Annotated in this window: 17 protein-coding genes; 11 read left to right on the plus strand and 6 right to left on the minus strand. The window is 51.7% G+C overall.

Going from position 1 to position 20,848, the window contains the following annotated elements:
• Positions 1 to 5 precede the first annotated feature (5 nt).
• Positions 6 to 2,096 carry a tetratricopeptide repeat-containing diguanylate cyclase gene (locus J6J28_RS08135; protein ID WP_301720989.1) on the minus strand — a complete coding sequence of 697 codons (2,091 nt, stop codon included), beginning with the start codon at positions 2,094 to 2,096 and terminating at the stop codon, positions 6 to 8.
• A gap of 207 nt (positions 2,097 to 2,303) precedes the next feature.
• On the opposite strand from J6J28_RS08135, the gene J6J28_RS08140 reads away from it, so the two are divergent.
• Entirely contained in the window at positions 2,304 to 4,463 is a 2,160-nt protein-coding gene (locus J6J28_RS08140; RefSeq protein ID WP_301720990.1) for a S9 family peptidase, read from the plus strand.
• 16 nt (positions 4,464 to 4,479) lie between these two features.
• Here J6J28_RS08140 and J6J28_RS08145 read toward each other — a convergent pair whose 3' ends face one another.
• Positions 4,480 to 5,199, minus strand: coding sequence for a YebC/PmpR family DNA-binding transcriptional regulator (locus J6J28_RS08145; RefSeq protein ID WP_301720992.1), 720 nt, complete (start codon positions 5,197 to 5,199; stop codon positions 4,480 to 4,482).
• A gap of 126 nt (positions 5,200 to 5,325) precedes the next feature.
• Here J6J28_RS08145 and J6J28_RS08150 point away from each other — a divergent pair, with 126 nt between their 5' ends.
• The 6 genes from J6J28_RS08150 (at position 5,326) to J6J28_RS08175 (ending at position 14,280) form a co-directional block, all read left to right on the plus strand.
• Entirely contained in the window at positions 5,326 to 6,201 is an 876-nt protein-coding gene (locus tag J6J28_RS08150) for an MBL fold metallo-hydrolase (protein WP_301720994.1), read from the plus strand.
• On the plus strand, positions 6,201 to 7,142 hold the full coding sequence (locus tag J6J28_RS08155; RefSeq protein ID WP_301720995.1) for a YeiH family protein: 942 nt from the start codon (positions 6,201 to 6,203) through the stop codon (positions 7,140 to 7,142). Before J6J28_RS08150 ends, J6J28_RS08155 begins: the two co-directional genes overlap by 1 nt.
• Positions 7,143 to 7,161: 19 nt before the next feature.
• Positions 7,162 to 7,929, plus strand: a complete 768-nt coding sequence (locus J6J28_RS08160; RefSeq protein ID WP_301720996.1) for an EAL domain-containing protein — start codon at positions 7,162 to 7,164, stop codon at positions 7,927 to 7,929.
• A gap of 230 nt (positions 7,930 to 8,159) precedes the next feature.
• Complete coding sequence (locus tag J6J28_RS08165; RefSeq protein ID WP_301720997.1) at positions 8,160 to 10,373, plus strand: glycosyl transferase family protein; 2,214 nt, start codon at positions 8,160 to 8,162, stop codon at positions 10,371 to 10,373.
• Entirely contained in the window at positions 10,361 to 13,381 is a 3,021-nt protein-coding gene (locus tag J6J28_RS08170) for an NfrA family protein (protein ID WP_301720998.1), read from the plus strand. The genes J6J28_RS08165 and J6J28_RS08170 overlap by 13 nt, the downstream gene beginning before the upstream one ends.
• A gap of 29 nt (positions 13,382 to 13,410) precedes the next feature.
• The gene (locus J6J28_RS08175) at positions 13,411 to 14,280 is read left to right on the plus strand and encodes a DUF4434 domain-containing protein (protein WP_301720999.1); all 870 of its coding nucleotides are present in this window, start codon (positions 13,411 to 13,413) and stop codon (positions 14,278 to 14,280) included.
• Here the strand turns inward: J6J28_RS08175 and J6J28_RS08180 are convergent.
• Together J6J28_RS08180 and J6J28_RS08185 are read right to left on the minus strand one after the other, a co-directional pair.
• Complete coding sequence (locus J6J28_RS08180; RefSeq protein WP_301721000.1) at positions 14,277 to 14,894, minus strand: glutathione S-transferase family protein; 618 nt, start codon at positions 14,892 to 14,894, stop codon at positions 14,277 to 14,279. The two genes, J6J28_RS08175 and J6J28_RS08180, sit on opposite strands and share 4 nt — an antisense overlap.
• Positions 14,895 to 14,903: 9 nt before the next feature.
• Positions 14,904 to 15,857 carry an META domain-containing protein gene (locus J6J28_RS08185; RefSeq protein WP_301721002.1) on the minus strand — a complete coding sequence of 318 codons (954 nt, stop codon included), beginning with the start codon at positions 15,855 to 15,857 and terminating at the stop codon, positions 14,904 to 14,906.
• Between the two features lie 135 nt (positions 15,858 to 15,992).
• Here J6J28_RS08185 and J6J28_RS08190 point away from each other — a divergent pair, with 135 nt between their 5' ends.
• From J6J28_RS08190 to J6J28_RS08205, 4 genes are all read left to right on the plus strand, one after another.
• Positions 15,993 to 16,706 carry a thioredoxin domain-containing protein gene (locus J6J28_RS08190; RefSeq protein ID WP_301721004.1) on the plus strand — a complete coding sequence of 238 codons (714 nt, stop codon included), beginning with the start codon at positions 15,993 to 15,995 and terminating at the stop codon, positions 16,704 to 16,706.
• Between the two features lie 109 nt (positions 16,707 to 16,815).
• A complete protein-coding gene (locus J6J28_RS08195) occupies positions 16,816 to 17,007 on the plus strand; it encodes a YgaP family membrane protein (protein WP_301721007.1) in 192 nt (63 codons plus the stop codon).
• A gap of 23 nt (positions 17,008 to 17,030) precedes the next feature.
• Entirely contained in the window at positions 17,031 to 17,693 is a 663-nt protein-coding gene (locus J6J28_RS08200; protein WP_301721008.1) for a cupin domain-containing protein, read from the plus strand.
• A gap of 52 nt (positions 17,694 to 17,745) precedes the next feature.
• Positions 17,746 to 18,432, plus strand: a complete 687-nt coding sequence (locus J6J28_RS08205) for a dUTPase (RefSeq protein ID WP_301721009.1) — start codon at positions 17,746 to 17,748, stop codon at positions 18,430 to 18,432.
• Here J6J28_RS08205 and J6J28_RS08210 read toward each other — a convergent pair.
• Positions 18,429 to 19,109, minus strand: coding sequence for an SDR family oxidoreductase (locus J6J28_RS08210; protein WP_301721011.1), 681 nt, complete (start codon positions 19,107 to 19,109; stop codon positions 18,429 to 18,431). The genes J6J28_RS08205 and J6J28_RS08210 overlap by 4 nt on opposite strands.
• A 119-nt stretch (positions 19,110 to 19,228) precedes the next feature.
• Positions 19,229 to 20,689, minus strand: coding sequence for an amidase (locus J6J28_RS08215; RefSeq protein WP_301721013.1), 1,461 nt, complete (start codon positions 20,687 to 20,689; stop codon positions 19,229 to 19,231).
• Positions 20,690 to 20,848: the final 159 nt, after the last annotated feature.

The raw sequence follows: 20,848 nt of genomic DNA on the forward strand, positions 1-20,848 counted from the left end.
GCTGATTAGTCAGATAACCCTTCTGATTTGGGCCCGTGCAGTGTTATTGCCGTGACAACTTTCTGTTCGATCGCTTCAACAAGGTCGCTATCAAGAGCTGCTCTGGCTTTATCGAGGGGGACATTGAGTTGGGTAATTCCCCATGCCTGATTGCGACCATGGACCTTACCTGCATAGAGTGCATTATCGATGAGCTGTAGCGTCGCTTCCCAATCCATCTGTTGCTCGTCCAACCCGGCAAAGGGGTAACTGATGAAACCAGCTGTGGCGGTAATCGCGATGTCGCCTGAACACTTGGTGGTAATCGGTTGTTCAGCGATGGTCTGCAAGAGTCGGCGCACAAAACGCGGAAGTGCATCGGCATCGGCATTAGAGAGGTAAATCAGGAACTCTTCACCCCCCCAGCGGATCACCTTGTCATTTTCGCGGCAAATGGCGACCAAGCGCCTGGCCACCTCACAAATCACATCATCACCGGCGGCGTGTCCATGCTTATCGTTGATGCGTTTAAAATGATCGATATCCAGCAGCACCATCGCATCATTGTGTGCGGAGCCTTCGCGCTGCTGACGCTGCAGCTCTTGCTGCATGGCACGACGGTTAAGTAAACCGGTTAAAGGATCGCGCACGGACTGGTCGGCCAACTTGGCATTAGCATCTTTTAGCGCTAAGTTCGATCGACGTGCGGCGCGATAGAGATAGAGCGCTAAAATAGAGAACAAGAGGGCGACAATAATTCCTAATGCCAGTATCAGTTGATGCTGGCGCTCGTTTTTGAGCATTTGTTCGTTGAGGCCGTTTTGCTGTTCGAGCAGTTCAATCTGCTGGGCCTTGTCTTTCGATTCATAAAGGTTCTGCAATTCGGTAACGTTCTTTTGCATTTCCGTGTTAAAAACTTCGGCTCGAAGCTCACGTTGCTCCAGTAGGACCTCATTTGCTTCCTGATAGCGGCCAGTCATGCTCAGAGCTTGCGCATACTCACCAAGCAAGCCTTCGAATTCACTACTGATCCACTCGCCCCGGACCTCTTCGACGATAGCCTTCATAGCCTCCAGGCCCCTGTCGTGATTACCAAGGTGGACCTGGATGAAGCCTAGATTAAAGCGGATGATTTGCTCGGTGATGGTAGCGTTTTGCTGTTGCGCAATGGCCAATGCTTCTTCTAGCGTCGCAATACCAGATTCGAAGCGCTTGGTGCGAATAGCGAGGTCGCCAAGGTTATTTAAAACAGTGGGTTGCATCGCGACCCACTGCGGGTCGTCTTTAATCTGGTCTTCAAGTTCCTCATAAATGTCAAAAGCCGCGTCGAAATTTTCCATTTCAGTGGCGATGTAAGCCCGCTGAAATTGGATTTCCGGAGCGAAAGTTGACTCCAATCCATTGGACTGGACCGTATCCTCAGCCTCGTTAAGTTGCAGTAACGCCTGCTCATACTGAGTTTGTTGACTGTAGATTTCGGCGATACGAAGCTTTAAATAGATACGGCGCACGGGAGTACGCTCAGAATCTGTTTCGTTGACCGCGTCTGAAGCATAAATCAGGTGCTCTAAGGCCCGCTCCGTCTGATTCTTCTGCATGTAAATGCTGGCAACCAGGTTATGGGCAAAGTAGCGAACGCGCGGCAAACTAGCTTTTTCTGCAGGCACAATGACCGCATTAATCAAACTGTAAGCTTCGGTGATTTTGCCTTCGAGGGTCTTGAGTAAAACCCGGGTGGCGGCTGCTTCGGTGATGGCGTCCGGGAAGCCACTTTTTAGCGCTTGCTGTTCGATTTCATCTAACAAATCATAAGCTTTTGTAAAATCGCCCTCATAGCCGTAGGACATCGCCAGATAGGATTTTATCCGAATTTGTGTCATATCCGGGGTATCAGCAGGCAGCGTCTCGACGAGTGCAAGCAGTTGCTTGCCCATTTCGGCTTCGCTCAAATTGCTGTTGAGCATGTCATCAAGTTGCTGCTCAACAGCAGGGGCCATGGGCGGCGGCGCAACAGTCTCTTGCGCCTGCGCAACAGCCATGGCAAACACGAGCGCGCAGGCCATGACCACCTGCATCAGGTAAGACGACAAAGCTTTGTTTGCTTGAGTGGTCTGCACGAAAACCCCTGCTGATGAAAAATTAGTCGCATAATTTACACTGTCTGGTCGGACGAGTTCAACTAATAAGCGATAAAATACGTATATAAGCGTTGACTAGTTTAAAAGTTACAATAAGTTTAATGTGGTTTCTGTACCCTTGACTCGGTACCTAAAATGACTAAAAGTCGTACAGACCTAGTCGACCCTATCAGAAAAGGACACCCCATGTTGAGTTTTGCTTCAGGCGTTCGCAGTACCTTGTCGTTGACGGCTTTGCTTCTACTGACAGCCTGTCAGCCGCAATCGACACCGGCAGAGAGTAAGGAGTCGGATGCTCCGGTAGCTAAGCGTGAGCCCTACACTATAGTTTCGCCGCATGGAGAGCGCGTCGATTACTATTACTGGCTGCGCGACGATGAACGCCAAGATCCGGAAGTGCTTGGCTATTTAAACGCAGAAAATACCTACTACGATAGTTACCGTGCGGATTATCAGCAGCTGACAGACAAAATCGAGTCAGAACTCATGGCCCGGGTAAAGCAGGACGATGAAAGCGTGCCCTATCAGCGCGGAGATTACACTTATCAGACCGAGTACGAGGAAGGGCAAGAGTATGCGATTTACACGCGCACGCACATTGAAAGCGGTCAAAAAGAAATCCTGCTCGATGTGAACGAGCTTGCCGAAGGCGAAGCCTTTATGCAGGTTTCAAATCTTCAGGTCAGCCCCGATCAGACCAAGCTGGCTTATATGGTGGATGCGATCGGCCGTCGCCAGTACGAGCTGCACGTGAAAGACCTGACCTCCGCAACCACAACTGCGACGGGGCTCAACGGACTCTCAGCTGCGCTTGCCTGGGCACAGGACAATGAGACATTGTTTCTGGTCGAAAAGGATCCTCAAACCTTGTTATCCAAACGGGTGTTGAAATATCGAACAGGAGCACCCGTTGAAACCGCCGAAGTCATCTACGAAGAGCAAGATGAAAGCTTCTACATGTGGGTGAGTAATACCACGGATCGCGAGTATGTGGTGATTACCCTGCAGTCGACGGTCTCCAACGAAATGCATGTGCTCGACGCCGAGACCCCGGATGCCGCACTACAGGTGATTGCGCCGCGGGAGCGGGACCTGCAGTATTCAGCAGACCATATTGACGGGCGCTGGATTATCCTGACCGACTACAATGCCCCCAATTTCCAGGTCATGGAGGTCACGGCAGATAACCTTGGCGACAAGGCGAGCTGGCGACCGGTGGTGCCTCACGACGAGCAAGTGTTTATTCATGATATTGCGGTTTTCAGCAACCATCTGGCCTTGAATGAGCGTCGGGATGGTCTGCGTCAGGTCCGTGTTGTGCCCTGGAGTGATCCAAGCCAAAGCCACGTGATCAGTGCTGACGAGCCAACCTATGTCATGACTTTTGAAACCAACGTTGAACAAGACACTGCCGTGGTGCGTTACAACTACACCTCGCTTGTCACGCCCACAGTGACCTACGCGTACAATATGGCAACCCGAGAGAGCGAGGTGTTAAAAGCTACTGAGGTGCCCAATTATGATGCCTCCAACTATGCCACTGAGCGCACCTGGGCAACCGCAGATGACGGTACTCGTATCCCGGTCTCTTTGCTCTATAGCAACGATTTCCAACAAGACGGTAGCGCTCCTCTGTATCAGTATGCCTACGGCTCCTACGGTGCAACCTCCGAACCCTGGTTCCGTCAATCCGTGTTTTCACTGGTTGATCGCGGTTTCGTCTATGCTATCGCCCATATTCGCGGTGGACAGGAAATGGGTCGACACTGGTATGAGCAGGGTAAACTTGAAAATAAAAAGAATACCTTTACCGATTATATCGATGTGACGGAACACCTGGTCGCAGAAGAGTACGCACACCCGGGTAAAGTCTTTGGTATGGGCGGCAGTGCCGGGGGCTTGCTAATGGGCGCTGTGGCGAACATGGCTCCCGCAAAGTATCGGGGGCTGGTGGCACACGTGCCCTTTGTCGATGTGGTTACCACTATGCTGGATGAAACCATTCCGTTAACCACCAATGAGTTTGATGAATGGGGGAATCCGCAGGATCAGCCTTACTACGATTATATGTTGTCGTATTCGCCTTATGATCAGGTGATGAAACAGGCCTATCCGGCCATGTTGGTGACGACGGGGCTACATGATTCGCAGGTCCAATACTTTGAGCCAGCGAAGTGGGTGGCAAAATTACGCCATCTTAAAACGGACGATAATCCATTGTTGTTTAAAACTGATATGGAAGCAGGCCATGGTGGTTCCTCAGGTCGTTTCGCGCGGCTGAAACAAACCGCAGAGGAGTATGCCTTTATCCTGAACTTACTTGGAGAAGAAGCGCGCCCGCAGTAACTCTGCGGGCTGTCGCTCAGGCGTCAGAGTTGTGGTAGACGTTTTGCACGTCGTCACAGTCGTTCAGCATGTCGAGGAATTTTTCCATCATGGCAATATCATCATCGCCACTGATGGTGGTCATGACTTGCGGCAGGTATTGAACTTCATCAACGTCAAAATCGATGTCAGGGAATGCGTCCTGTAGCGCGGTTTTTGCTTTATGCCACTCGGTATGGGGAGCAAAAACCGTGATTTTCCCGTCTTCAGCTTCAATGTCAGTGACATCAACGTCAGCCATCATCAAGGCTTCCAGCACAGCGTCTTCGTCATCGCCAGCAAAGGCGAGAATCATGCAGTGGTCGAACATGTGAGACACGCTGCCGGGGGCACCGATTTTCGATTTTGTTTTAGTGAAACAGTTACGAACCTCGCCAAAGGTGCGGGCCGGATTGTCGGTCAGACACTCCACCATCACCATACAGTTGCCAGGACCAAAGCCCTCGTAAACCGCAGGCGCGTAGTCTTCGCCGGCGCCACCCTTGGCCTTTTCAATGGCTTTTTCGATGACATGTGCGGGAACCTGGTCCTTCTTAGCTCGATCGATCAGACCACGAAGTTGCAGATTGGCATCGGGTTCGACACCACCTTGTTTGGCCACGACGTAAATTTCGCGGCCGTATTTACTGTAAACTTTGCTCTTCGCCGCCGCGGTTTTCGCGATCGACTCTTTGCGGTTCTGGAAGGCGCGACCCATAGTAAGTTCTCACTTGTTTTGTACGAAAGGCGCAATTTTATACATACATTGACGTCTGATCCAGTTTAAACCTTTGCCAGAATGAAGTAGTTTAAAAGGAGCGAATGGAATTAGGAGCAAGTGGTCATGAGTCAGGCAGCGAAACCTCATGTTGAAGCATTTTTGGATAGTGATAGCGAAACCTTCAGCTATGTGGTCTGTGATCCAACAAGTAAGAAAGCGGTTATCATCGACCCTGTTCTTGATTTCGACTATAAATCAGGGCGCACCAGCACAGAAGGTGCCCAGCGTCTGGTGGACTACGTCCGCGCTCACGAGCTGGAACTTGAGTGGGTACTAGAAACGCACGCTCATGCTGATCATCTTTCAGCGGCGCCCTATATTAAGGACGCTTTGGGCGGCAAAATTGCGATTGGCGAGCACATTCGCGATGTACAGAAACTGTTTAAAGAGGTCTTTGACCTGGAAAAAGAGTTTTTGCCCAATGGTGCCCAATTCGACCAATTGTTCAGTGACGGTGATACCTTCTCGGTAGGCAGTATGGAATTTCGTGTGCTGCATACCCCCGGTCACACCCCGGCTGACGTTGCCTATATTATTAACGAACAAATGGCATTTGTCGGTGACACACTTTTTATGCCGGACGTTGGCACGGCACGATGTGACTTCCCCGGCGGCAGTGCGGCTACTCTGTATCAGTCGATTAAAAAACTGCTGGCGCTACCAGCAGCAACGGACATCTATATTTGCCATGACTACCCACCCGCCGGCCGCTCACATGAGTGTCGAACCACCGTTGCAGACCAGCGAGCTCACAGCAAACACGTTCACGACGGCGTCAGCGAAGCTGAGTTTGTAACCATGCGCGAACAGCGTGACGCCAGTTTGGCAATGCCGCGGCTCATCCTGCCCTCGATTCAGGTGAATATCCGGGCGGGAGAAATGCCCCCGGCAGATGCACAGGGTAAGGTCTACTTAAAATTACCCATTAACCAGCTTTGATGGCGACTGTGCTTCCTTACCTTGCCTTCTTAATCGGCGGCGGACTGGCACTGGCCGGCTTCATCTCTTCGCCGCTGGCGCTGGTACTTGGCTTTATTCTGGCTGGCTTCGGGTTGGTTCCACGGCAGCTTAACCCCGGCCAACTCGCCAAACGTTTACTGGCGGTGGCGATTGTCTTATTAGGGTTTGGTATCCAGCTGGACGTTGCCCTTGCCATTACCGGTGACGCCCTGGGACTCATCGTGGTCTCCATTGTGCTAACCCTGGTGCTCGGGCTGCTGTTGGGCAAATGGCTTGGCCTGGAAACCGCTACAGCGCACCTTATTGGTTCGGGAACGGCGATTTGCGGCGGCAGCGCGATCGCTGCTGTGGGGCCAGCGATACGGGCGCGCAGTGATCAGATGGCGCTGGCGTTGGCAGTGGTGTTTATTCTCAACGCCATAGCATTACTTGTATTTCCCATCATAGGTCGTTTGCTTGAGCTTGATCAGGTGACCTTTGGGCTTTGGTCTGCTATCGCTATTCACGACACGTCATCGGTGGTCGGCGCAGCTGAGGCTTATGGCGATGAAGCTTTGGTGGTAGCGACGACAGCCAAGCTGGCGCGGGCGCTGTGGATTGTACCCGTGGCACTTGTTTCGGCCTGGGTATTCGCGCGCTCGCAGAAACACAAAAGCACAACCAAGATGGTGGTGCCATGGTTTATCGGCGGCTTCATCGCGAGCGCTGGGATCGCATCCTATTGGCCTGAACAGGAAGCGTTGTTCAGCCTGCTTTTTGCGATGGGTAAACAACTGCTTGTTTTTTGTTTGTTTCTAATTGGGCTAAGCTTAACACTTCAACGAATTCGTGCAGCGGGGTTAAAGCCATTATTATTAGCAGTCATGCTCTGGTTGATCATTGCCGTTGGGAGTCTCGTTTGGTTAACTACAAATGTCTAAAGGAAAAAACGGAGCTTCCATGACGATACCCGCATCGATACGTCAGCAGACGTGCAAAGATTGCCTGGCAGGGAAGGATTTAGGTTTCGAAATCACCATGGCTTTTCAGCCAATTATCGACTGTCAGGAGCAACGTATTTGTGGTTACGAGGCACTGGTTCGAGGTACAGAAGGTCAGGGCGCCGGCTGGGTGTTTGAGCAAATTAACCACGACAACCGCTATTATTTCGATCAGGCCTGTCGCGTAAAAGCGATTGAAACCGCAGCTCGCCTTGGCATCGATTGCTACTTGCACATTAACTTTTTACCCAATGCTGTCTACAGTCCCGAAACCTGCATTCGGGCAACCATTGAAGCTGCTGATTTATACGGTTTTGATTTGACCAAGCTGGTTTTCGAAGTCACTGAAGGTGAAGAGATCGTTGATAAGTCTCACTTGCAGCGTATTTTCAGTAGCTACTCCGCACGCGGCTTTCAGACGGCAATTGATGATTACGGTGCAGGCTACACCAGCCTGAGCTGGCTGGTCGAGATAAGACCGCACATTCTAAAACTGGATCGAAGCCTGATACAGGACATCGATCAATCCCCGGAAAAGCAAAAGCAGGTAAAAGAGGTGATTCAGCAATGTGAGCTGCAGGGAACCAAAGTGCTTGCTGAAGGTGTTGAAACCGAAGCTGAACTCAATGTGCTGACGAAGCTGGGTATACGCTTTATGCAGGGGTACTACTTCGCGAAGCCGGGCTTTGAAAGCCTGCCGGAAGTTGATTTTTCTCCCCTCTGTTAGAGAGTTCACGCAAAACGCTAGCCTGTTAACTTATTTTTCCCCTTCCAGAAAAAACATTAACAATGTTATAGAGCCATTTTCAGCTTTTTCGCCGGATAAATGGCTTAATCTGCTGCCCGTACTAGAATTAAACATGAAATCAGATGTGTTGACAGAACCCTTGCGGTCAACTAATTAAACACATTAGTTGCAAATAGTTTATTTCACCGTCATGGACGGGAGCATTTCGTATGACGTGGTTCGATGTCTTTGTTTTTTACCTCTATGGTTTAAAGTGGCTGGCGATAGCCGTGATGGTGATTCTGTTCATCTTCGGTTTAGATGATCTGTTTATCGATACGTATTACTGGATCCGGCATCTCTACCGTAAGCTCACGGTTTACCGTAAATACGATTATTCGGATCCTGACAAGTTACTTGCCGAGCCGGAAAAACCGCTCGCCATTATGATTCCAGCCTGGCAGGAAGTCGGCGTAGTCGACAAGATGGTCGCCAAAGCAGCGGCATCGCTGGATTATGAAAACTACCAGATTTTCGTCGGCACCTATCCCAACGACCCGGAAACCCAGGCTGAAGTTGATCACGTCGTCGAGCATTACCCCAATGTTCACAAAGTTATTTGCGCTGAGCCCGGGCCTACCAGCAAAGCGGATTGTCTAAATAACATTATCGCTTCGATTATTGAGTTCGAGAAGAAGACCAAAATCGAGTTCTCCGGCTATATTCTGCACGACGCCGAAGATGTTATCTCAAGTATGGAGCTGAGATTATTTAATTATCTTGTCGCCCGCAAAGACATGATTCAGTTGCCCGTTTATCCTTTTCCACAACATTGGTATGAGTTCACTGCTGCCCATTATCTGGATGAGTTTGCGGAGTTGCATGGTAAAGATATTGTGGTGCGTGAGTCGCTCGCCGGGCAGGTGCCAAGTGCTGGTGTAGGCACGTGTTTCAGCCGTCGGGCTATTTTAAGGCTGTTGAAAGAAGGTGACGGGCTGCCCTTTGATGTGCGCTCCCTGACCGAAGACTATGATATTGGTTTTCGTTTAAAAAGCTGGGGTATGGACGAGATCTTCGTGCGTTATCCAGTCAAGCTAGAGCAAGCGCAACTGCGTGAGAAGCATGCTGGTGTTGACGAGCGCGATGGCAATGTGGTCTGTGTGCGCGAATACTTTCCAACCACGTTTTCAACTTCCGTGCGGCAAAAGACCCGGTGGATCATCGGGATTATTTTTCAGGGCTCACGTAAACTCAAATGGACCCGCAGCTGGCCGATCAATTACTTCCTGTGGCGCGACCGTCGCGGAGCCATCGCCAATATCGTGAGTTTCTTTGCTATGGCGGTGTTTATTCAGTTGCTGGTCATATGGATTATTGAGCAATTTGTGCCCAGCTCCTATCGGGTCCTCTCTATTTTCGAAGATCAGCCTGTGGTGATTTTCCTGCTGTATGCGAACTTATTTTTCCTGGCCAATCGCTTATTTCAACGTTTCTATTTTGCCAAACAGTACTACGGTTGGTTTCAGGGATTTATGTCCCTGGTTCGAATCTTCTGGGGTACGATCATAAATTTCACGGCCAGTCTGCGAGCCATCAAACAGGTTTTGCAGCATGGTGATCCGCGCAAAGTTGCCTGGGATAAAACCTCTCATGTATTTCCCATCGTGGCACCGCCACGCAAACAGCCTATTGGCGCGATTCTAATCCGTAACGGGAAGTTGACCGAAGCCGAACTTGAGCGCGCGCTGCTTGAACGGCCGAAAGGGATTCGTTTAGGCGTTTATCTGGTCACCGCGGGCTTTGTCAGCCTTGACGATCTGAGTGAAGCTATTGCGGTACAAGAATACAGTTCATTTCAGGCCTGCGACCCTTTTGAGTTGGATCCAGAGTTGATTAAAAAACTGCCGGCGGATATTGCCTTCAAATACTCTATTATCCCCCTTGTTGAAGAGGGGAAAACCTTGATTGTTGGCCGTGAATCCGCTCTGAGTCCGGTAGCAGAAGCGGCCATAAGTCGTAAATTAAAACGACCTGTGCGCGGCTGTGTTACGACACAAGGCGCCGTGACCTTGGGGCTGCGTTATTGGTACATGAACGATGAGGAGGCGGATCCGCGTGAATTTCTTGCGCAAGCCAGGGAAAAAAGCAACCTGTCCGATGCCTCGGTTCAACTCTTACGCGACGCATACTTCATCCGTCAGATACCTTTTGGTTCAGCCCTTATTCAGTCAGGAGTGCTAGATCCCGCGGTGATGGGACAAGTCATGATGGCCTATGCGCGGAAAAGTGAAAGCCGGCTGGGTGACTTTTTGGTGAGCGAGGGAATTATTTCGGACGAGGAGCGCGATGAAGCACTGGCCTATCAGAAGCGGCATCAAATTGAAATGAAAGAACTACTAGCTGAGGCGGTTGCGGGTCAACCGGGAATCACATGCGTGTTTTAGGTTTAATCGCTACTTTATCGGCGCTAGCGCCACAGACCATAGGTGACACGATCTTCGTGGGCTTATCCGACTACCAAGAGTTTCGGACCTATCCTTATGTGGATAAAGCCTATCGGCTGCAGCAAGACGAGAAGTATCTGGCCGCGTTGAACGAGCTTGATCGGGCCATTGCGATTGCGCCGGAGCATACAGCGTTCTACGAGTACGCATTTGAGCTGGCCATGCTTAGTGACGATACGACACGAGCGCAGACGTATCTGGCGGCGATCCCGGCGCAGCGACGGGTTGAGCTTAAACAGCGGTTATTACGCACGCAAATGTCAGAAAATGTCCCTTCTGCCGCTGCCATGGCGGATTTTTTAGCAGGGGTCGATGCCGACCAGCGTCTGGAATTGATCCAGCAAGGGCTTTATCAATTGGAACAACGTGAGTCCAAAGAGACTGCCTGGGCCTGGTTAAATGCCTTGCCTGAGTCGCTATGGACCCATGAATTACATCTGATTGCTGCAAGAGTGGCTGCGGATGTAGGACAGTTTAGCGCAGCGGCGCATCACTTCGGTAAGTTCTCCACGCAGGTTGAGTTGGCCCCAGCGCAAATCGCTGAATATGGTTACCTGCTGATCGAAGCAAATGACACGAAAGGCGCGTTTGCTCTTGCACAACGCTACCCGAAAGCGGCCGGTGGCGTGATTCGGGAATTGGCCTATCAGGCCCTGGGGCGCGCTGATAGCAGCAGCGCCATGAAGTATTTTGCCTGGCTGCAGGAACGTGACCTGCTCTCGGCTGCCGATGCAAAGCAGTATTACTTTTTGCTAGAACAAGATGGGCAACTGGAAGCGGCCATGGCACTTGCCGACGCTGCCCAGACCAGCTGTTTAGAGCAGGTCCAGTTGCTGGTAAAACTGGACAAAGACAGCGCCGCCCGACAACAGTTTGTGAACTGTTCTGTACATGAAAATCCGGCCCTATGGTTGAACCTGGCGGAACGTCTTGAGCACTACGAAGCAGTGCAGCGCGTTCAGTTTACCGACAATGCCTTGCAGGCGCAGCGACGCCGGTTATTGATGAATTACTACCATAACCAGCAAGCGTGGCAGCGCCAGGTGCAATTATTACAGGGCGCTGCAGAGAACGAAGCAGAACTGACTTACCTGGCAATGGCCTATGAGAAACTCGGCGATACCAAGAGTGCAGAGCGCACCTGGCGCCTTATCTGGGAACGCTTCCGTGACCCAGCTGCATTGGAGAAAACCACGTACTTAATGTGGCAACGCGGCGAAACCGACGAAACGCTCGCGCTTCTAGAGGACGGCTTCAACGACGTGAATTTAGCTAGCGCTCCGGGTAAGGTGCTGCTGTCGCGCTACGTCAATATTCTCTATGGAGCACCAGAGCAGATTGATGCGACGCGTATTGAAATGCTGGCGCGAAGCAATGCGGACCCTGTCGACGTAGCTGAGCTCTGGCGCCTGCGTGGCAACTGCGACGCAGCCTTGGCGACTTTGGCTGAAATCAGCAAAGAGCGTGGCATTCGCACCCGTGCAGAATGTCTGATCGATCGTGATCCGGAAGCTGCCTATGACGCGTTACGAATGGCAATAGGAGACACGCCGTCAGCGGGAGATCTGCGTTCGTTAGCTTCGCTTGCTGAGCGAGTCGGAGATAATTCGGCAGCGTTGGGCTACCTGCGACAGATTCCCGCAGCTGAGCGCGTTTCCTCTGATGAGCTGACCATTGCGCGATTGACACTCGCGCAAGGCGATTTGATCGCTGCAGAAGCCGCCTGGCAGGCGTCCCGACAAGAACATGAGCTGGACTGGTGGTTGCTGGGCGTCAATATTGCACAGGCGCAAGAGGATGACGATAAAACTCTGTTGCTGCTAGAACGTGCCGATGCGCGCTTTGACTCCCCTTTATTGGTTGAAGAGCGAGCTCATATTTATCGCCAAAGAGATGATTTTGAAGCCCTGGAAGCGCTCTATCGTGACGCTGTAGAAAGTTATCCGCAGAACCGTCACTTTCAGGCCGAACTGGCCTTTACGATTTACGAACGCGATCCTATTGAGTCGGCCTCCTACTTTGACACAGCTCTAGCGGGCAATGAGCAAAATGCGCAAGTGAAACATCTGCACCAAGCCGCATTTGCCTTCAACTATGCCGGTAACAATGAAAAGACAGCCCACTATGCCAGGGCCGCCATCGACAAAATGCTCGATAACCCGCAAGCGGATGCACAGCAGTTGCTTAAAGCCCAGCGTTTGCATCGCGAGGTTGATAGTCAGTGGTCATTTACCCTTGCCGGCTGGGCAGGCGATAGCAGCCGCGCAAGCACCGGACAGGGCATAGATATCCAGGGCGACTACTTTATGCAGTTAAAAGCTGCCTATGAATTCACCGAGTCGCAAGCATCTATAGGTGGCTTAGGGGCACAAATCAGTCTGCTACAAGGTGGTGAGCAGGACTTTTTTGAGAGTCAGGAGCTCGATGTTGGCTTAACCTGGAAGCCTACTAAAACGATCAACTCGGTACTTGGTTTGGGTTTTCGTAAGCAATTGGATGGCGATGAAGAGTTTAAGCCTTACGTGCGAGCGTCCATCGATTTACTTAGTCCCTGGAGCGAAGGGAAGTGGTGGGAGCCACAGATGGAGCGTCTCTGGTACAGCACTTTCTTTGTCGACGGGATTTATTTCCCCGAAGATGACCAGTCCGCATTCTTTAGCCGGATCGAGTCTGGACCAGTTTTTGAGCTGACGCCTTCGCACCTTCAGACACTGCGTGTATACGGGTTCCTGCAGGGTGACACCTCGCACGATGTGGCTGCACTTGGCGACGCAGATGATACCCGCGCCGGCCTCGGCGTCGGCTGGATGTCAGAATGGTTTGCGTCCGATTACAACAGTTATAACCTGCGAATGGAGTTAGGTGTCGAATGGCAGCACGTGGTTTCCAGCGATTTTGCGGACGATGGCGACAATGCGCTACTCGTTCGCTTCGAGCTGTACTTTTAGGGCTGGTATTAACCCTACCCTTACCGAGCATGTCGACATCGCCACAGGACACTGACTCACCTGCACTCGGTGTCATGTATCAGCCGCTCAACCGGGACGCTGAGATGGGTCCTTACGGCTGGAACTATCTCTTCCAGTCGATCGCCCGCACGCCGATCGAGTTTGGTGTGGTGCAATGGGTTCAGTACGGTGCTGATTCCTTCAGCCAGCCCACCCCCTGGCTGGCAACTGCGTTGAGCACCTGGCAGCGGCATATGCCTTTATGGCTGGGCTTGCACACTGAGCATGACTACTTCACAAAAATGGCGGAGGGGAAGGCTGCGCAGCAAGAGTTTTTTACCACTTATTTACGTAAAGTAAATGGCACGGCTGCGCGTTGGCAAGGATGGATACAGCAACATCAAGCGCAGTTTCTAGGTTGGTATATTCCCCTTGAGTTAAGCGATGCGTACTTCGCCACTGCCGCTGAGCGTCGGCAATTGCATGACTTTCTCAGGCAGTTGAAACAGCGACTAGGCCGGTCGCCGCTTGCGATAAGTGTCTTTATGAGCGCTGAGTTGCCAGCCAGTGAATTCGGCGCCTGGCTGCAGCAAATACAGGATCTCGGCTATCAGGTATGGTTGCAGGACGGTGCAGGCACACAAGCGTTGACGGCGACGCAGCGCGAAGCTTATTTTGCGCACCTCAACTGCGACGTAGGGCTGATTAATGAAGCCTTCATCCAGACCTCGCAACAGCCCTTTCGCGCCCGTCCGGCAACCCCGGCAGAGCTGGCCAAAGCCCAGGCTCGCCAGCCAGACTGCCACCCGCGTATCTTATTTTCGTTACGCTACTTGCCGGAAGCGGCAGGGTTGCTGTATTTATCTGATCTGATCACCCATCCGCCAGGCAAGGACTAAACCTCGGCGGAGGGGCGGGACTGCATTGCTTTATACCATTTCAGCAGATGTGGCAGGCTATCGTCGACACGAATCTTGATAACCCGGGCGAAGGCAGCAACGGCGAATGCGGTAATATCTGCAGCCGTGAAGCGGTCGCAGCAAATGAAGTCTTTGCCCTCAAGGTGCTCGTTTAAAAACAGCATAAATTTGTGTACGTCTTTAACACATAACTCACCCCATTCAGGAACCGGCGTCATACGGTCTTTAAAGAAGCCGCTGGTGTGTTGAAAGCCCATACCACAAGGGATAAAAAAGTAGTAATCAAGCCAGCGCAGCCACTGTTCAATTTCAGCCTGCTCAAGTGCCGACTGGCCCAGCAAATTCACGGTATCGGGATAGGCGATTTCGAAGTAACGACAAATTGCCATGGTTTCAGCGATACAGGTACCGTTATCTAATTCAAGTACAGGAACCTTTTTCATCGGATTTTTTGCGGCAAACTCAGGCGTCAGGTTCTCACCTTTTTGCAGATCAATTTCGATGCATTCGACTTCGTCGAGCAAGCCTTTCTCAGCCAGAAACATGCGCACCCGGCGTGGGTTCGGAGCAGTTTTAGTTTCGTAAAGTTTCATTGAATCACCTCAGTTAGCTAATAAGTCGAGCGGGTAGCTGGAAAATTGCAGATAGTCGCCGTTACCTAACCGCAAATGCAAGGTCCCGTCAGCAAACACTTTCACATTGTTCACCTGCGTTAACTGCTGCAGCAGGCGATTTTCATAATCCATCGCTGCTGGTGGACACATACGTTTCGTTACCGCCAGTGGAGAGAAAGATAAGCCTTCCGCACTCAGGGTATAACTTCCGGTAAAATAGTTGCAGCCGGCAAAGCCGGTCACCCTCGAGTCGGATGAAAATGTGAGCGTCGCGACATGCTCCGTCGCGCGGCTGTCTTTCCAGCTTACCCCTGTAAGCAGACGCTGTGGATCACCCGCGCATCCGCGCCAAAGCTTCTCCGCATTTTTAAAGCGAGCAGTGTAAGGGAAGCTTTGCCCGGTCATCGAGTCATAACAAATGGCCTCGTCCAGCAATAGTTGTTGTGTTGCCGCCAGTTCTATTGCGTAAGAATAGGGCGCTGCGTCATTGAGGGTTTGACGGGAAATGGGAGCGAACAGCTGTTCGTCCCCGGGCGTGCGTAACAGAGCCTGGTCCTGGTTCACATTCACCAGCCAGAACGGTTCATTGCCACGGGCGTTCAACTGTTGCGGTAAGGTGCCCTGTTGCACGCAAAGGGGCAAAGAGAATTTGTCGGTAGAGAATTGGGCTTCATTACCTTTACTCCAGAACTCAGCGCCATACTCTGCGCTGACATAGCGGCTGCCGGACGCACTCGGAGCAGGGGTCAGCAGGAATTCCTGTTCACCAAAGCGTAACTGCAGGCGTTCGTCTTGTCTCTTGGTGGTCACCTGAAGTGCTCCACATTGATACGTCTGAACCGCTGCTTCACTGGGATAGGCCGGCTCTTGCGGCGAGCAACCGCTAAGCAGCATAAGACCAGACCAGGGCAAAATAAAATAGCCTACTCGGGTAATGAACATGACAACCTCCTTCGTCATTCATGTGAACCATTATTGCTTGTTTGCCATAGCATTTACAGCACCGCGTGACTTTTGCACGATTCTGCGGTGAAATGGCAGCGACTTAATAGCAACCCGATCCAACAAGGAATGATTATGCGTCAGCTAGCACTAATTTTTACGTTACTGTTGATGGTGGGCTGCCAGCCCGCGAGTGAAGAGCCGCAACAAACCGAAGTCAGCAGCGAGGTTGCGGCTGAACTTACCGGCAACGCGCCCGCGCAGGAAGAGCAATGGAGCTTTACTGAAGGCAAAGACTATCGTGTGCTGGAACAGCCCGTTGAAATTGCAGCGTTCGAGCCGGCTGCGGGGGAAGGCGGTTACATCACTGAGTTTTTATGGCCGGGGTGTCCCCATTGCCAGCACTTTAATCCAACGGTGATCGCTTACGAATTGGAACGTCCATCCGTCACCATCATTAAGCGAGCGGCACCGGCGAATGAGCGCTGGGCACTCGATGCCAGAGTATTTTACGCGTTGCGCGATCTTGGCTATAGCCTGGATGATGAATTGATTGGTTATTACGAAACCATTCGGGAAAATCACAACCGGCTGCCCGATCAGGATGATATCAATGCCTTCTTGGCAGAACATGCTGTGGATCCTGAAGCCTTTCAGCGCGCCTACGAAGACACCAGTGTCACTGATAAATTACGCGTTGTGCTCGAGGATATGATGGCGGCAGATATTTCCAGCGTCCCAACCCTGGTGGTGAATGGGCAGTACGTGGTCACCGCGCCAGCTCCGCACTCACAGGACGAGTCACAACGCTACTTTGCCCTGTTAGATCATTTGCTGGCCATGGACTAAATCACTGTAGGGGAGGACCTTTGCCGGTGAAAGTTCTTTCATTTTAGCGATCTCTTGACTAAATTTAAGAGTAGTTATTTAGAGAATGCTAAATCATAAGGGGCTAAACATGGCAAACGTAGGAACAGTAGATAGAGTTGTTCGCGCGATTATTGGGGTCGCCTTGGTCTATTATGGGATAACCGCTGAAAATTACTGGTGGATTCTGGGGGCTGTTCTGTTAGCCACAGCGATCTTCAAGTTCTGTGGTCTATATAAAGTGCTTGGAATCTCAACCTGCGCGAAGAAGTCACCCAGTTAGACGAGTCAGGAGATAGCAGTTCCATGTTGAATATGGATTTCTCACAACGCGTCGTGGTGAACACGGCAGAGCAACAGTGGCAGCCAAGCCCGGCAAAGGGCATCGAGCGGAAGCTGCTGGAACGAGAAGAAGCCGAATGCGGGCGCGCGACCAGCGTCGTGCGCTACGCACCGGGATCAAGATTTGCAACGCATCAGCACCCCTTTGGCGAAGAAATATTAGTTCTTGAGGGCACGTTCTCTGATGAAACGGGCGACTATCCCGCTGGAACTTACTTGCGTAACCCGCCGGGCTCTCAGCATGCACCTTTCAGCGAACAAGGCTGTATCTTGCTGGTCAAGCTCCATCAGTTTTCTCGCGCTGATAAGGAAGTGGTGCGGCTGAATACCCTAAAAGAACCTTGGTTGCAGGGCCAGGGAGGTTTACAGGTGATGCCTTTGCATAGCTTTGAAACCGAACATACTGCCTTGGTGAAGTGGCCCGCCGGCGAGCTTTTTAAGCCACACCGGCATTATGCCGGCGAAGAAATTTTTGTGCTCAGCGGTGAGTTCATTGATGAGCATGGTCGTTATCCAGCGGCAAGCTGGCTGCGCAGTCCGCACGGCAGTAAACACACACCACGTGTTGAAGAAGAAACCATCATTTATGTAAAAACTGGTCATCTGCCGGTGCTGAACACGGCCTAAGTGTGGTATTTTTGGGGATATTCATTTCAGCCTGTTGAAGAGGACCCCCAAGATGACGCCAGCCCAAGCCCGCCAGTTAGTCGCTATGCAAATTGCGTTTAACCAGGTTATCGATCCGGATTACCCCGCGGCGCCTAAAGTGAAGCGCGATGATGTCAAAGCTATTCTGGTCGAACTGGGCGAGTACTTTGAACACACCGCGTATAAGTGGTGGAAAAAGCAAAGTGCAGATTGGGCGCAGGCAAATATGGAGCTTATCGATATTCTGCACTTCGCCATTTCCGATGCCGTTGAACATGCCTGCCGCCAGGGCAAAAACACCGAAGCAGCGCTCGAGTACGTCGCGCAACTGATGCTGAAGAGCTTTGCCAATGATGCCGCTGTGCAAGACGGTAAAGAATTGGTGGCCGCTCTGGCCGCTGATGGGTCTAAAGATTATCCGCTGGTGTGCGGCGAGCAGTTTTTTGACAAGTTACTGACCATGTTAGTGGACGCCTATGGCGACGCCGATACGGTGTATTTGACCTATATTGGTAAAAACGCTTTGAACAACCTGCGTCAACAGCGTGGTTATAAGCAAGGTACTTACATCAAAATGTGGCAAGGCGAAGAGGATAATGAAGTGATGATGCGCTTGTTGGGGGAGCACCAGCAGAGCATTGTGGCGGCCGAGCAACCGCTGCTACAGGCGCAGACCTTGTTACTCGACCACTATGACAAACAGGTTGCGCAGGCCTAACTGCGGTATCCTGGCATCAGATAGATCTCGCGAACGCAGTTACGCGGGTGCGCATCGATCGCGAATAAGACTGCATCCGCGACATCCTGAGGGTCGAGCTTGTCAGGCTTCGGCTCATCAAAAAACGGCGTATTCACCATACCCGGCGCGATGGTCGTACAGCGACCATCCCACTCTTTCATCTCTTCTGCCAAATTCTGGGCAAAGCCGTGCACGAACCATTTGGTGGCGCCGTAAACGGAACCTTTGATGGTATTACGACCCGCGGCCGAGCCGGTCATTAAAAAATGCCCAGTGGTTTTACGAAGGTGGGGAAGCGTTAACTTAGCCGTGTAGAGCAAGGCATTGATGTTCACATCAATCATGGTTTTCCATTCGTCCGGGTCGCCTTCTTCAGTGCCTCCGGTAGAAACGCCAGTGCCAGCGTTAGCAAATACTGCGTCCAGCTGACCGAACTTTTCCAGGCCTTTGTCAACGACGGTTTTCAGGGCGTCAAAGTTACTGGCGTCGGCGGCCACACCCAGTGCCTGATCGGCACCAATCTCCGCCACCAGCTCATCCAGTAATTTCTCACGACGGGCGGTCACAATCACTTTGTGACCAGCCTTCGCAGCAGCCAAGGCGGTGGTTTTACCGATACCGCTTGAGGCACCGGTGATGAGTAGAACTTTTGCCATGTTTACTCCTTTTCCCACGACTTTTGTGGGGCGTTGGTGAAATTCATTGTATGCATGGCTCCAGTTTAGCACATCGCTAACGACCTCAAGGTGACCGGTAGGCGGTAACTCTTATCGCATTAGTCCTTGCCAAAATCAGGCGGCTGGAAGGTAAAGCCTTGCTTTTCCATGAGTTGTGCCAAATGCAGCAGGGTCTGGTCCTGGTGATGAGCAGCGGCGAAGCATAAGCCAACTGGCAGTCCACTCTCGGTCAGCCCTGTCGGTACGGTAACTACGGGCTGGCCGGTGAGGCTGAAAAAGTTAACGAACGGGAAGCAAAAATCGACATAAGGGATTTTTTCGCCGTCCAACATCACGGCTTTATGATCCTTATTGTGCGGAAACGCCGGGCCCAGTGTGGTTGGACTGACGATGATGTCTACGGACTTTTGTTGGCGCAGCGCTTCGGTGACGATCTCCTGGCGTCTTTTCAGGGCCCGGCTAAACGCTTTAAAGTTGAGACTAAGGCCTGAACTTAGGGCTTTCAGGGCTTGGTCTGCTGGCAGACTTGAACGCTTAAAAAGATGCCGGTATTGCCAGTAAAGTAATTTTCGTACGGGCAGTCTGAGGGTTTGTCCCATGGCGTAACCAAATAGCTCGACCCACAGCACCAGCGCCTCGCGCGCCAGTTCTTGGTCGATGCGGATATCATTTACTTCCGCGCCAGCAGCAATAAGCTTATCTCTGGTTCGCTGCATGGCGTTACGCACTTCGCTACCGGGCTGCACGCCGGCCATGTTATCCACAAAGCCAAAGCTGTAGCCAGAGAGGTCGTCGGGCGTTTTTTGCTCCCGGGCGATGGGCAGATAGAGGCGTTGTTCCCAGTCCGGGGCAAAAAGGACATTATAGGCTAACTCCAGATCGACAGCGGATCTTGCTAATGGACCGGTACAGTTCATGACCGAAAGACCGAGATCGAGGTGCGGTAGAGGGGGAATATGGCCGTCAAGATGATGGCCATTTTCCGTTGGCTTGAAACCAAACAAGCCACAGTTATGGGCAGGATTACGGATGGAACCGCCGATATCACTGCCAATTTCCAGCGCACATAAATCAGCAGCTAACGCCGCGGCGCCGCCACCGGTGCTGCCGCCTGGGGTTCGATCCAGTGCGTAGGGGTTATTGCAGGTCGGATAAATCGGGCCGAATGTCTGGGCATCGGCGAGCAGGCTGGGCACATTGGTTTTGCCAAGCACGACTGCGCCGGCATCGACCAGACGTTGCACCAATAACGATGTCGAATCAGAAACGTAGTTTCGTAAGCCCTGATAATTCAGCGTCGTTTTGGTGTCTTTAATCTGATAGCACTCTTTGACCGAGACCGGCACCCCGTGCAAAACCCCCACAGGTTTGTCTTCGCGTTGCTGTTGGTCGCGAAGCTTTGCGGTATAGCGCGCCTGTTCTGCAAAAATGTCGACAAAGGCATTCAGTTGCGGATTGTAGTTGTCGATGCGACCGAGGTAATAGTCGGTGATTGCGGTCGAACTTAACTCGCCCGAGGCTGTTTGGCTCGCGATAGTCGTTGCTGACATGTATTTCATAGCTTCATTTCCATTTGACCAGCTTAAAACATAGACAACTTGCGTTGAACACACATGCCCATGCGACTTATGCCAGTGAACATTTTGCTGGTTCTACTCGCATTTGTGTTAGTTTAATGAACGCTTTCTTTAACATTAAAACAGTGAGCTTCTCGAAGC

The sequence above is a fragment of the Pseudidiomarina terrestris genome, from assembly GCF_030466375.1.
GTDB classification, from domain to species: Bacteria; Pseudomonadota; Gammaproteobacteria; order Enterobacterales; family Alteromonadaceae; genus Pseudidiomarina; species Pseudidiomarina terrestris.